The sequence below is a fragment of the Pseudomonas sp. 50_B genome, assembly GCF_017491625.1.
GTDB classification, from domain to species: Bacteria; Pseudomonadota; Gammaproteobacteria; order Pseudomonadales; family Pseudomonadaceae; genus Aquipseudomonas; species Aquipseudomonas danubii.
Window position 1 is genome coordinate 26,463 of the sequence record NZ_JAFGYX010000018.1, and the last position, 12,970, is coordinate 39,432.

Genomic DNA, 12,970 nt, shown 5'->3' on the forward strand with positions numbered 1-12,970 from the left:
CTACTGCTCCATATCATCGGTGACTGTCAGCGGAAGCTCGAAATTGTTGTCCTGCAACTCCGCCAACTCATGCACGAGGGCCAGAACCGGAAAAAGGTTCGGCAATTTAAGCCCCTGCTTGATCTTTGCGTAGAAGCCCGGAAGGTCCTCAAGGGTTCCCGGGTCCTGATAGGCCATGACTTCGGCATCATCGAAGCTCAGACACAAGCGCCCCTGACTGGAAAACTCCAGATTCACATTCTTCAGCTGCCGACAAAGACCCAGCAAGAAAACCAGGGTGGTGGGCGTTGCGAACCTTGCGCAAGCCAGCTCACTCTCACCACAAAACATGAAAGTCCTGTTGAAGTCATCGAAGGTAGTCTCGAAGACCTTGCGCCTGGTAATTTTTTTATCCGGGAGATTGCTGCGCACTGCCACGCCCCTCACCCAGGGGAACTCCACCACCAGACTGAAGCGATCGAAGCTCTCATACACCCGCTCGGACTCGCCATCGGATTTTTTCTTGATATGAGAGTTCACATAACGCAGGTGGTGAAAGACAAAAGACAGCTCGTGCCGAGCTCCCTGATAGACCCCCTTGGCCGAAGCCTCGATACGACGACTGTCATTGCCACGGTCATAGTCATCAAACTCACCGCTCAATTGCCTGAAACGCTCATCAGCTGATCCACCCGGGTCCCACAGACCATTACTGAGGAACGAACATTTACGGGCTATCTTCTTCGGTAGCTCGTCAAAGACCGCCTTACGGCTCATCCAGATGTACAGACTGGCAAAACCCAGGCACGCCGCGACAAACACCATCGGGATCACACCAGCCATGGCAGGCACGGCCGCAGCAATAGCCAGCATCAACAGCACCAGGGGCTGGGCATGATCGAATTTCAACCCACCTTTGAAAGTGCGGAGCTTGTCGATAACCTTCAGCAAATCCTCGTTTGACCTGGCGCGCGCAACTTCCGCGTCGCAGTTGGCCAACAAGCGGACCAGCTCGGCATCATGCTTGAGAAACTGCATCATTCTTCCTTGCTCAATTCGCCGGATTCAGAAGTCTGTGGAACGACAGCAGCAACAACATGACCGTCGTGCTGCTGGGCCAACCGCTCTATCTGCGCCAACAACGGATACAACTTCGGCAACTCGATGCCAGCCTCGATCCGCTCACGAAAGACCGCCAGATCACTCAGCAACCCCGGATCGGCATAAGCCATGATGTCTTCATTGTTGAAGCTCAGGCAGAGCCGTCCCTGGCTGGAGAACTCCAGATTGACCCCATGGAGCTGGCGCGAAAGCCCCATCAACAGATCCAGCGTCGCAAGCGTGGCGAAGCGCTCGCAACGGGCGGGGTCAATGCCGCGCAGCACAAAGGTCTGATTGAAATCGTCGCGGTCGGTCTTGAAGGGCTGTCCAGACAGCGGTATTTCCAAGGGGCTGGACCGAACCGCAATCTCTCTCACCCAAGGGAAATCCACCACCAGACTGTAGCGGTGGTAGTTCGTGTAAACCGTCCTGAAGCCTCCGCTGGCCTCACGTTCGCGACTGGAGATCACATATCGTAGATGGTGATACTCGAATGCCAGCGAATGCCGCTCTCCTCGATACACCCCCTGGAGCGAGTCCAGGATACGGCGCTGCTCAATCTCGCTGCCCCGCTGGTAATCGGTGAACTCGTTGTCCAGTCTCTTCAGGCGCCAGTCGGCACTGCTGTCGAATTCGCTCAAGTCGTTGCCCAACATCATGCACTTGCGGGTAATGCTCGCCGCCAGATCCGTCAACGCCCCAGAGACGCCCTTGCTGACCCGGTAGCTGAAGAAACAAAGAGCCACAAACACCCAGAACATTCCGCCCATGCCATCCATCAACAACCCAGCCGCTAGCGCGGCAAACGCCAGCACCAGGAGCGTTATTGACTGCACATGATCGAACTCCAGGCCACCGGGGAATATCTCCAGCCGGTCGAGCACCTCCAGCAGATCCGCCTTGGACTGAGCGTTGATGACTCGCATCTGGCAATCGCTCAGCAGGCGAACTAGCGCTTGGTCACGCAAGAAGAACAACATAAATCTTCCTTGATCAATTAAACGCGTCGCGCATCAAGCGACGCTCAGGCTCAACACTCGTTCAAGCCATCTCGAAAACGAATGGCCAGGGCCTTGAGATTCTGCCGCCAACTTTCCAACTCTTCCCGGCTCAGTTCCTGCTCCGACTCTTCCTCGTCCAGATTGACCGCCACGATCAGCGGCTGGGTCACATCACCCTTGGGCTTGTGTGGTGCTCGCGGCGGTTGAAAGAGTTCGCTGTAAGCGGATAGCAGTTGCGCCAGCCAGGTCTGCGGGCTCTGCGCCAATTCCACCAGCTCCGCCAGCTCGGGAATCGCAATGCTATCCAGCACTTCACGGCTAAGGATCTGCTCGACCCGCGCAGTATTGGCCTGCGGTAGCCGGTAGAACCCTGCAATTTCGTGGCATAGCCCCAGCAAGGCACCGTACAGGTGGAACAGCACCGATTCGCGCCCGGCCTGAACCTGTGCCTGGGCATTCATCGCCCGCCCCTCTTCGGCCCGGGCCAGGGATTCGAGGGCCAGGCCGGCAAAGTAGATTTTCTGATTGGTACGGGTATAGAGCTCGTGGGCCATGTAGGCAGCCTCCACTACAAGAAGAGAACCGAATGCGGACGGCACAGTTTCAAGGATCACTCCCGCGCACCGCAAGGCAAAAGAAAGGCCGCATGACTCCCAACGGAATCATGCGGCCCTGTACAGCGCTACATCGAGGAGCAAGCCCCTCGAAACAAACAGTGCTTAGCGCTTGTCTTCGACCTTCCAGGTACCACCGTCGTAGAACGCACGCCAGCCGGTCGGCTTGCCATCAACCTCGGTCTGTACGTACTGCTCCTTGGTCTTGCGGCTATAGCGCACCACCGCCGGACGACCGTCCGGGTCCTTTTTCGGCGCTTCGCAAAGGAAGTGATACTTCGGATCAATTTCGTCCTTGTGCGGGATCAGCTCCAGCACCAGCGGCGCGCGGGTTTCACGGTTTTTCGGGAACTGACTGGCGGCCAGGAACAGACCCGAAGCACCATCGCGCAGTATGTAAGTGTCGTTGACCTTCTCGCACTTGAGCTCAGGCATCTTCACCGGGTCCATCTTCGGTGGCGCCGCGTCGCCGCTTTTCAGCAGCTTGCGAGTGTTCTTGCAGGTCGGATTGGTGCAACCGAAGAACTTGCCGAAACGGCCTGTCTTGAGCTGCATCTCGCTCCCGCACTTGTCGCATTCCAGGCTCGGGCCTTCATAGCCCTTGATCCGGTAGCTGCCCTCTTCGATCTCGTAACCGGCGCAATCCGGGTTGTTACCGCAGATGTGCAGCTTGCGCTTTTCATCCAGCAGGTAAGCGTCCATCGCCGTGCTGCAGATCGGGCAACGGTGCTTGCCGCGCAGTACCAGGGATTCAGATTCGCCCTCGTCGTCCGCAGCGATCTCATCGCCCGGCACCAGGTTGACGGTGGCCTTGCATCGCTCCTTCGGAGGCAGGCTGTAGCCCGAGCAACCCAGGAACACGCCGGTGGAAGCGGTACGAATCTGCATCGGCCGACCGCAGGTCTGGCACGGAATATCGGTCATCACCGGCTGATTAGCGCGCATGCCGGTGTCAGCGCCCTCGGCCACTTCGAGTTTCTTCTTGAAGTCGCCGTAGAACTCGTCAAGGACGTTCTTCCAGTCGCGCTCGCCCTGGGCCACGTCATCGAGGTTCTCTTCCATGCCGGCGGTGAAGCCGTAGTCCATGAGGTTGGAGAAGCTTTCGGAGAGACGCTCGGTGACGATGTCACCCATCTTTTCCGAATAGAACCGACGGTTGTGCAGGGTTACGTAGCCGCGATCCTGAATGGTCGAAATGATCGCCGCATAGGTCGAAGGACGACCGATGCCGCGTTTTTCCATTTCCTTCACCAGGCTGGCTTCGGAATAGCGCGCCGGCGGCTTGGTGAAGTGCTGGCTTGGATCGAGCTTGATCAACTTCAGCACTTCGCCCTGCGCCATGTCCGGCAGCACATCGTCATCACCTGGCTTGCTGATCTGCGGCATGACCCGGGTGTAGCCGTCGAACTTGAGGATACGGCCCTTGGCGCGCAGCTCGAAGTCGCCAGCGGCCACGCTGACGGTAGTGGACAGGTATTGCGCCGGCAGCATCTGGCAAGCAACGAACTGGCGCCAGATCAGCTCGTAGAGCCGCTCAGCGTCACGTTCCATGCCCGACAGTTTGCTTGGATGGGTGTTCACGTCGGACGGACGAATCGCTTCGTGCGCCTCTTGGGCCCCTTCCTTGCTGCTGTAGACGTTGGGCGAGGCCGGCAGGTACTTGTTGCCGAACTCGTCTTCGATATAGGTCCGCGCCATCGCCACGGCATCAGCCGAGAGGTTGGTGGAATCGGTACGCATATAGGTGATGTAGCCAGCTTCATACAGACGCTGGGCCATCATCATGGTCTTCTTCACCCCGAAGCCCAGGCGGTTGCTCGCGGCCTGCTGCAGGGTGGAGGTAATAAATGGCGCCGACGGCTTGCTGCTGGTGGGTTTGTCTTCGCGCTTGGCGACGCTGTAGGCCGAAGCCTTGAGCTTCTCCAGGGCAGCCATGGCCTGTGTTTCATTGAGCGGTTTGAAGGCCTCGCCGTTTTCACGGGCCACTTCAAAACGCACATTCGAGCCCTTGGCGGTGCCCAGATCAGCGTGAACTTCCCAGTATTCTTCCGGGATAAAGGCACGAATTTCGCGCTCGCGCTCCACCACCAGCTTCACGGCTACAGACTGCACACGACCGGCGGACAGGCCACGGGCAATCTTCGCCCACAGCAGCGGCGAAACCATGTAGCCCACCACGCGATCAAGAAAGCGACGGGCCTGCTGAGCGTTGACCCGATGAATGTCCAGCTCGCCGGGCTGGGAGAAGGCTTCCTGGATCGCCTTCTTGGTGATTTCGTTGAACACCACGCGCTTGTAGCGGCTGTCGTCACCGCCGATGGCTTCCCGCAGGTGCCAGGCGATGGCTTCCCCTTCGCGGTCCAAGTCCGTTGCGAGATAGATGGTGTCGGCATCCTTGGCAAGGCGGCGCAGCTCTTCAATGACCTTTTCCTTGCCGGGAAGGATTTCGTACTTGGCCTTCCAGCCGTGCTCGGGGTCGACGCCCATGCGTGAAACCAGCTGCTTGCGCGCTTTTTCCTTCGGCGACAAGGCCGGGGCTTCGCCCGCAGCGGCCTTGCCACGCTTGGCGGCTGGCTCTTTGGCGGCGCTCGCCGAACCGCTGGTGGGCAGGTCTCGGATATGGCCGATACTCGACTTCACCACGTATTGGTTGCCCAAGTACTTGTTGATGGTCTTGGCCTTAGCCGGGGATTCCACAATGACCAGCGATTTGCCCATGGATCAGAAAATTCCTGAATTCGAGAAGTGAAAGGCGGTTGGCGCCTGACGCGGCCCCGCTATATATAGTGGCAACAAGGTGAGGTCAAGCGCAGGGTACTGCGCGACCTGCACTTACGTCGGTGAAAAAAGACTGGGTTCGGCCTGCACCAAAGCAAAGCGTGGGACCTGCTCGCCGTCAACTTCGACCGACTCCAGGAACATGCTCAAGGGTCGCACCCAAAAACCGTAATCCCCATACAGGGCTTGGTAAAACACTACTTCTTCTTCCGTTTCCGAGTGCCGCGCCACGCTGAAAACGCGGTACTGCGGCCCCTTGTAATGCTGATAGAGCCCGGGTTGTAACTGCATGCTCTGGCCCTCGTGCAATTTTTTTTCAAAATAAAAACAAATAAATCTTCAGAAAAACAAAAACCGGGGCACAGGGCCCCGGCTTCCATCAACCCAACGCTTAAACGCGTTCGAAGACGGTCGAGATGCCCTGGCCAAGGCCGATGCACATGGTGGACACACCGAAGGTGCCGCCATTCTGCTTCATGACGTTGAGCAGGGTCCCGGAGATACGTGCACCGGAGCAACCGAACGGGTGACCCAAGGCGATCGCGCCGCCGTGCAGGTTAACCTTCTCATTCATCTTGTCGAGCACTTTCAGATCTTTCAGCACTGGCAGAGCCTGTGCAGCAAAAGCTTCGTTGAGCTCGAAGAAGTCGATGTCGTTGATGCTCAGGCCTGCGCGCTTCAAGGCTTTCTGCGTGGCCGGTACTGGACCATAGCCCATGATCGCCGGGTCCACACCCGCCACCGCCATGGAACGGATCACTGCCAACGGCTGGATGCCCAGATCCTGGGCACGCTGGGCCGACATCACGATCATGCACGAAGCGCCGTCGGTGATCTGCGACGAAGTACCGGCAGTCACGGTGCCACCCTTGGGGTTGAACGCCGGCTTCAAGGCCGCCAGGCTTTCCAGGGTGGTTTCGGGACGAATGGTTTCATCGTAGTCGAACAGTTTCAGGAAACCGTTCTCGTCATAGCCCTGCATCGGGATGATTTCGTCCTTGAACTTGCCTTCCACGGTCGCCTTGTGGGCGAGCTGGTGGGAGCGCACGCCAAAGGCATCCTGCTGCTCACGGGTGATGCCATGCATCTTGCCCAGCATCTCGGCGGTCAGGCCCATCATGCCCGAGGCTTTCGCCGCGTACAGGGACATGTGCGGGTTCGGATCGACACCGTGCATCATGCTCACGTGACCCATGTGCTCGACGCCGCCCACCACGAACACATCACCGTTACCGGTCATGATCGCTTGCGCAGCGGTATGCAGTGCGCTCATGGAAGAGCCGCACAGGCGGCTGACGGTCTGGCCGGCCGAGGTGTGAGGGATCTGGGTCATCAGCGACGCCATGCGCGCGATGTTCCAGCCCTGTTCCAGGGTCTGGTTGACGCAGCCCCAGATCACGTCCTCGACTTCCGCCGGGTCGACCTTGGTGTTGCGTTCCAGCAGTTTGCTGATCAGGTGCGCCGACATGTCTTCGGCGCGGGTGTTGCGGTGCATGCCGCCCTTGGAGCGGCCCATCGGAGTACGACCGAAGTCGACAATCACGACGTCTCTAGGATTCAAGCTCATATGTTCACTCTCGCTCTAGTGTGGGCGCTTAACCGAAGAAGCTCTGGCCGTTCTTGGCCATTTCACGCAGCTTCGCGGTCGGGTGGTACAGCGCGCCCAGATCGGCGTACTGGTCGGCCAGGGCAACGAACTGGGCAACACCGATGGAATCGATGTAGCGCAGCGCACCACCACGGAATGGAGGGAAACCAATACCGTAGACCAGGCCCATGTCAGCTTCGGCAGCAGTTTCGACGATGCCGTCTTCCAGGCAACGAACGGTTTCCAGGCACAGCGGGATCATCATCCAGTTAATGATGTCTTCGTCAGTGACTTCACGCTGCTCGTAGACGATTGGCTTGAGCACTTCCAGCACCGACGGATCAGCGACCTTCTTCTGCTTGCCCTTCTTGTCGGTTTCGTAGGCATAGAAACCCTTGCCGTTCTTCTGGCCCAGGCGCTTGGCTTCGTAGAGTACGTCCACGGCCGAACGACGATCGTCCTTCATGCGATCCGGGAAGCCTTCAGCCATCACGTCACGACCGTGGTGACCGGTGTCGATGCCGACCACGTCCATCAGGTACGCCGGGCCCATTGGCCAGCCGAATTTTTCCATGATCTTGTCAATGCGCACAAAATCCACACCGGCGCTGACCAGCTTGGCGAAACCGCCGAAGTACGGGAACAGAACGCGGTTGACCAAAAAGCCCGGGCAGTCGTTGACCACGATCGGGTTCTTGCCCATTTTCTTGGCGTAGGCAACGGTGGTGGCAACGGCCAGCTCGCTGGACTTCTCGCCGCGGATCACTTCCACCAGAGGCATCATGTGCACCGGGTTGAAGAAGTGCATGCCGACGAAGTTTTCCGGACGCTTGAGGGCCTTGGCCAACAGGCTGATGGAGATGGTCGAAGTGTTGGACGCCAGAATGGTGTCTTCTTTGACCTGACCTTCGACTTCAGCCAATACCGCTTGCTTGACCTTAGGGTTCTCGACCACCGCCTCGACCACCAGGTCGACGTGACCGAAGTCCCCGTAAGACAGGGTTGGACGAATGCCGTTGAGCACTTCAGCCATTTTCGCGGCAGTCATGCGGCCTTTATCAACGCGACCGACCAGCAGTTTCGCAGCTTCCGCCAAACCCTGCTCGATACCGTGTTCGTTGATGTCCTTCATCAGGATCGGCGTGCCTTTAGAGGCCGACTGGTAGGCAATGCCACCGCCCATGATGCCGGCGCCGAGTACTGCGGCCTGCTTCACGTCCTTGGCGATCTCATCGTAGGCCTTGGCCTTTTTCTTCAGTTCCTGATCATTCAGGAACAGACCGATCAGGCTTTGTGCGGCAGAGGTCTTGGCCAGTTTGACGAAGCCGGCGGCTTCCACTTCCAGAGCCTTGTCGCGGCCGAAGTTGGCGGCCTTCTGGATGGTCTTGATCGCTTCAACAGGCGCCGGGTAGTTCGGGCCTGCCTGACCGGCGACGAAACCTTTGGCGGTTTCGAAAGCCATCATCTGCTCGATGGCGTTGAGCTTGAGTTTTTCCAGCTTCGGCTGACGCTTGGCCTTGTAGTCGAACTCGCCGGAAATAGCGCGCTTAACCAGGGCCAGAGCGGCGTCCTTGAGTTTATCGGGAGCAACCACAGCATCGACGGCACCGACTTTCAGCGCGTCTTCAGCACGGTTTTCCTTGCCGGCGGCAATCCACTCGATGGCGTTGTCGGCACCGATGATGCGCGGCAGACGCACGGTACCGCCGAAGCCCGGGTAGATGCCCAGCTTGACTTCCGGCAGGCCGATCTTGGCGCTGGCCGCCATGACGCGGTAGTCCGCCGCCAGGCACATTTCCAGGCCGCCGCCCAGGGCGATGCCATTGATCGCGGCAACGGTCGGCACGTTGAGGTCTTCGAAATCGCTGAAGATCTTGTTGGCTTCGAGGTTACCTGCCACCAGCTCGGCATCCGGCAGCTTGAAGTTATCGACAAACTCGGTGATGTCGGCGCCGACGATGAATACGTCCTTGCCACTGCTGACGATCACGCCCTTGATCGAAGCATCTGCCTTGATGGTGTCAACAGCCTGACGCAATTCATTCAGGGTTAGACGGTTGAACTTGTTGACGGACTCACCCTTGAGGTCGAAATTCAATTCGACGATGCCACTTTCAAGAGCCTTAACCGTGATGGCTTTACCTTCGTAAATCATCAACTGATCTCCACGATATGGAAGCTGAACAGTACACGTCGGACGCTGACTTCTGGCTTGGCACTAACGTCACCGTCGATGCTAACGCCAATCCGCCAGGCACACCCGCCAACGCGATAGTCGGGATTCTGTATAGAGCCGCCTGAGATACAAACGCTCATTTCATACGCCCGTTTGATTTGGGTACGCCACATTCAGGGAAAATCCGGCAATTGTCAATCGTACAAAACGCTGTTTGAAACGCGACTTTGCGGTCACTTCACTGCTCCCCAGATGATCAACACACCCCTGCATTCATCGCCATTCATAGGATCAATATTTAGAAAAATCGCCCTAAATCGTCAGCCCACAGGGAACGATAGCGACTAAGCTGGAGATATATCTGAAGAAAAGGTCAGAAAGTTTTATCAAATAGGGGCACAGCCCAGACAGCAAGAAGCCACCCCAGGGTGGCTCAAACGAGATTACCGGCCTGCCTGGCCATCCCGCCCGATGCTGAGTCGGGCTTTTTATTGCCAAACGCCCACGATTGCCGCGGGCGCCCTCCCCCCCCATGACTTCAGGCCAAGGCCTTGAGCACCGAGGCGATATCCTGCAAGACACTGGCCTCGCCGCGCTCGCTCCAGTACAGGGCGATCAGTTGCTTGTCCGCTTCAACCTTGAAGACCCCTGGCGGCAAGCTCTGCAGATGCTGGAGCAGCGACTCATCGACACAGGGTTCACGCCACTGGTTGACCCAGCTACCAGGGGCTATCTGCCAGTAACTCCAGCAAGCCGATTGTGCGCTGCGCCTCGGCCGGTGGTATTGCGGGCAAGGATTGGGCGGCTCCTGCCCCAACCAGTGCGGCCATTCCTGGGGCGCCAGTTGCATGGCCAACCCCATGCGCCGCGCCTCCAGGCGTAGGGCGATCAAGCCGCTCTGGCGGCGCGAGGGCCGCAGCCACGCCAACGGGCTCAGAACCACCGCAAGGATTGACACCACTATCCAGACCGTCATATCAGTACTCTCGATTTTTAGATGAGCGGGGCCTGGGTGGAACCAACCCGCTTGAAACCAGCCATACTTGAAGCTATTGCAATCCTCAGGAGGAGCGCCTCATGTCCTACCACCATATTCTGGTCGCCGTAGATTTAACCGAAGAGTGCGATCCTGTTATCCACCGTGCTCGCGAGCTGTCGGTGAGCAATGGAGCCAAGCTGTCCCTGGTGCACATCGTCGAACCCATGGCCATGGCCTTCGGCGGTGACGTGCCCATGGATCTTTCGCAGCTGCAGCAGCAACAGTTCGATCAGGCCAGGGAACGCCTGGACCGGCTGATCCACAAGTACCCGGAGCTGACCAAGGAATACAGTCACCTGACCTATGGACAACCGCGCCAGGAAATACATCACCTGGCCAAGGAACAGGAATGCGATCTGATTGTGGTGGGCAGCCACGGCCGTCATGGCCTGGCCCTGCTGCTGGGCTCCACCGCCAATGACGTCCTGCACGGCGCACCGTGTGACGTGTTGGCTGTGCACCTGGCCAAACGCTAAGCCCTCACCCGACAGTTACCAGACCGGTCACTGCTCCGAAAAAAAGCCCGACGCTAAAGTCGGGCTTTTTTATCAAACACCGGTCACTCAGGCATCCAGCTCGGCCCAGCGCTCGACCATCTGCTCCAGCTCGGCATTCAACTGCTCCAGCCGGGCAATGACCGCAGCGGTTTCAGCCGCAGGGCGCTGATAGAAACCGGCATCAGCCATCTCCGCCTCGACCCCGGCAATCTGTTGTTCCATGGCATCGATCTGCCCCGGCAGCGCCTCAAGCTCACGCTGCAATTTGTAGCTGAGCTTCTTCTTCGCCGGAGCCTCTTGCACGGGGGCTGGCGCTGCGGCTTGCACCGGCGCAACCACGGCGGAATTCAGTTCGGCCTTGCCGGACTTGTTCTCGGTAACCCCCAGCAGCCGCGGCGAGCCACCCTGGCGCAACCAGTCCTGATAACCGCCAACGTACTCGCGAACCTTGCCTTCGCCTTCAAAGACCAGGGTGCTGGTCACCACGTTGTCGAGGAAGGCCCGGTCGTGGCTGACCATCAGCACGGTGCCCTGGAAGGTCAGCAACACTTCTTCCAGCAGCTCGAGGGTTTCCACATCGAGGTCGTTGGTCGGCTCGTCGAGCACCAGCAGGTTGGCCGGTTTGCTGAACAACTTGGCCAGCAACAGACGGGCACGCTCACCGCCGGACAGGGCCTTGACTGGCGTACGGGCACGTTGCGGACTGAACAGGAAATCACCGAGGTAGCTCAGCACGTGACGGCTCTGGCCATCGATCTCGATGAAGTCGCGACCTTCGGCAACGTTGTCGATCACGGTCTTTTCCAGGTCCAACTGGTGGCGCAACTGGTCGAAGTAGGCCACGTCGATCCGCGTGCCCTCTTCCACCTTGCCGCTGCTCGGCACCAGACCGCCGAGCATCAGCTTGAGCAAGGTGGTCTTGCCGGTGCCGTTGGCGCCCAGAAGGCCAATGCGATCGCCGCGCTGCAGGACCATGGAGAAGTCCTTGACCAGGAACGGGCCGTCCGGGTGAGCGAAGCTGACATTCTCCAGCACCATTACCTGCTTGCCAGACTTGTCGGCGGTTTCCAGCTGAATGTTGGCCTTGCCGGTACGCTCGCGACGCTCACTGCGCTCCACGCGCAGCGCCTTGAGCGCACGCACGCGGCCTTCGTTACGGGTACGCCGGGCCTTGATGCCCTGGCGAATCCACACTTCTTCCTGGGCCAGGCGCTTGTCGAACAGCGCGTTGGCGGTTTCTTCCGCCGCCAGCATGGCTTCCTTGTGCACCAGGAAACTGGCGTAGTCGCCGTTCCAATCGATCAGGCCGCCACGATCCAGTTCGAGGATGCGGGTGGCCAGGCTCTGCAGGAAGGAACGGTCGTGGGTAATAAAGAGGACCGCGCCCTGGAAATCCTTCAGCGCCTCTTCCAGCCAGGCAATGGCGCCGATGTCCAGGTGGTTGGTCGGCTCGTCGAGGAGCAGCAGATCCGGCTCGGATACCAGGGCCTGCGCCAACAGCACGCGACGCCGCCAGCCACCGGACAACTCGGCGAGGGTCTTGTCGGCTGGCAGTTGCAGGCGGCTCAGAGTGCTGTCCACCAGTTGCTGCAGGCGCCAGCCGTCACGGGCTTCGAGGTCGTGCTGGACGTGCATCAGTTTTTCCAGATCGGCGTCGGTGACAATGTTCTGGCTCAGGTGGTGGTACTGGGCCAGCAGCTCGCCGACACCGTCCAGGCCCTGGGCAACCACGTCGAACACGGTCCGCTCGTCGGCCACAGGCAGTTCCTGAGGCAATTCGCCGATCTTCAGACCGGGTGCGCGCCATACGGAGCCGTCGTCGGGCTTCTGATCGCCCTTGACCAGCTTCATCATGCTGGATTTGCCAGTACCGTTACGGCCGATGATGCACACCCGCTCACCACGGGCGATCTGCCAGGACACCTTGTCCAACAACGGCATGGCGCCGAAAGCAAGGGACACATCGCTGAATTTGAGCAGGGTCATGTTCTTCTCCAAAAACCGGGCGCGCATTCTACCTGACTTGCGCCCTCAGAAGGCCCGCTATTTCGCCACCGGCAACCCCGAAGGCACTTTTGTTGCCAACTGATGCCAAGGGCTCGGCAAAGCTTTCACCGGTTGCTGGCAAAAGGCTAAGCTAGTGAACAATCAGTGTTGGCCTTGTCGGCACTTGTCATGATTTCTCTGCCCGGATGTC

The 12,970-nt window shown here is 58.9% G+C and carries 10 protein-coding genes; 1 reads left to right on the plus strand and 9 read right to left on the minus strand.

Going from position 1 to position 12,970, the window contains the following annotated elements:
- The 8 genes from J5M73_RS22740 to J5M73_RS22775 all read right to left on the minus strand — a co-directional run bounded on the left by J5M73_RS22740 (position 1) and on the right by J5M73_RS22775 (position 10,213).
- Positions 1 to 1,017, minus strand: coding sequence for a hypothetical protein (locus J5M73_RS22740; protein ID WP_102863775.1), 1,017 nt, complete (start codon positions 1,015 to 1,017; stop codon positions 1 to 3).
- Positions 1,017 to 2,060, minus strand: coding sequence for a hypothetical protein (locus J5M73_RS22745; protein WP_102863776.1), 1,044 nt, complete (start codon positions 2,058 to 2,060; stop codon positions 1,017 to 1,019). Before J5M73_RS22745 ends, J5M73_RS22740 begins: the two co-directional genes overlap by 1 nt.
- A 50-nt stretch (positions 2,061 to 2,110) precedes the next feature.
- Entirely contained in the window at positions 2,111 to 2,635 is a 525-nt protein-coding gene (locus J5M73_RS22750) for a DUF6586 family protein (protein WP_102863777.1), read from the minus strand.
- A gap of 165 nt (positions 2,636 to 2,800) precedes the next feature.
- Positions 2,801 to 5,413, minus strand: a complete 2,613-nt coding sequence (gene topA, locus J5M73_RS22755; protein WP_102863778.1) for a type I DNA topoisomerase — start codon at positions 5,411 to 5,413, stop codon at positions 2,801 to 2,803.
- A 114-nt stretch (positions 5,414 to 5,527) separates the two neighbouring features.
- Complete coding sequence (locus J5M73_RS22760) at positions 5,528 to 5,764, minus strand: DUF1653 domain-containing protein (protein ID WP_102864102.1); 237 nt, start codon at positions 5,762 to 5,764, stop codon at positions 5,528 to 5,530.
- A 100-nt stretch (positions 5,765 to 5,864) separates the two neighbouring features.
- A complete protein-coding gene (fadA, locus tag J5M73_RS22765) occupies positions 5,865 to 7,040 on the minus strand; it encodes an acetyl-CoA C-acyltransferase FadA (protein ID WP_102863779.1) in 1,176 nt (391 codons plus the stop codon).
- A 28-nt stretch (positions 7,041 to 7,068) separates the two neighbouring features.
- Positions 7,069 to 9,216: a fatty acid oxidation complex subunit alpha FadB gene (fadB, locus tag J5M73_RS22770; RefSeq protein ID WP_102863780.1), complete on the minus strand. Its 2,148-nt coding sequence runs from the start codon at positions 9,214 to 9,216 to the stop codon at positions 7,069 to 7,071.
- A 559-nt stretch (positions 9,217 to 9,775) separates the two neighbouring features.
- Positions 9,776 to 10,213 carry a hypothetical protein gene (locus J5M73_RS22775; RefSeq protein WP_102863782.1) on the minus strand — a complete coding sequence of 146 codons (438 nt, stop codon included), beginning with the start codon at positions 10,211 to 10,213 and terminating at the stop codon, positions 9,776 to 9,778.
- A gap of 101 nt (positions 10,214 to 10,314) precedes the next feature.
- Between J5M73_RS22775 and J5M73_RS22780 the strand changes: the two genes are divergently transcribed.
- Positions 10,315 to 10,752 (plus strand): universal stress protein, encoded by a 438-nt coding sequence (locus J5M73_RS22780; protein ID WP_047302975.1) that lies wholly within the window; start codon positions 10,315 to 10,317, stop codon positions 10,750 to 10,752.
- An 87-nt stretch (positions 10,753 to 10,839) separates the two neighbouring features.
- On the opposite strand, the gene J5M73_RS22785 is transcribed toward J5M73_RS22780, so the two are convergent.
- Positions 10,840 to 12,759 (minus strand): ATP-binding cassette domain-containing protein, encoded by a 1,920-nt coding sequence (locus J5M73_RS22785; RefSeq protein ID WP_207816200.1) that lies wholly within the window; start codon positions 12,757 to 12,759, stop codon positions 10,840 to 10,842.
- Between the last annotated feature and the right edge of the window lie 211 nt (positions 12,760 to 12,970).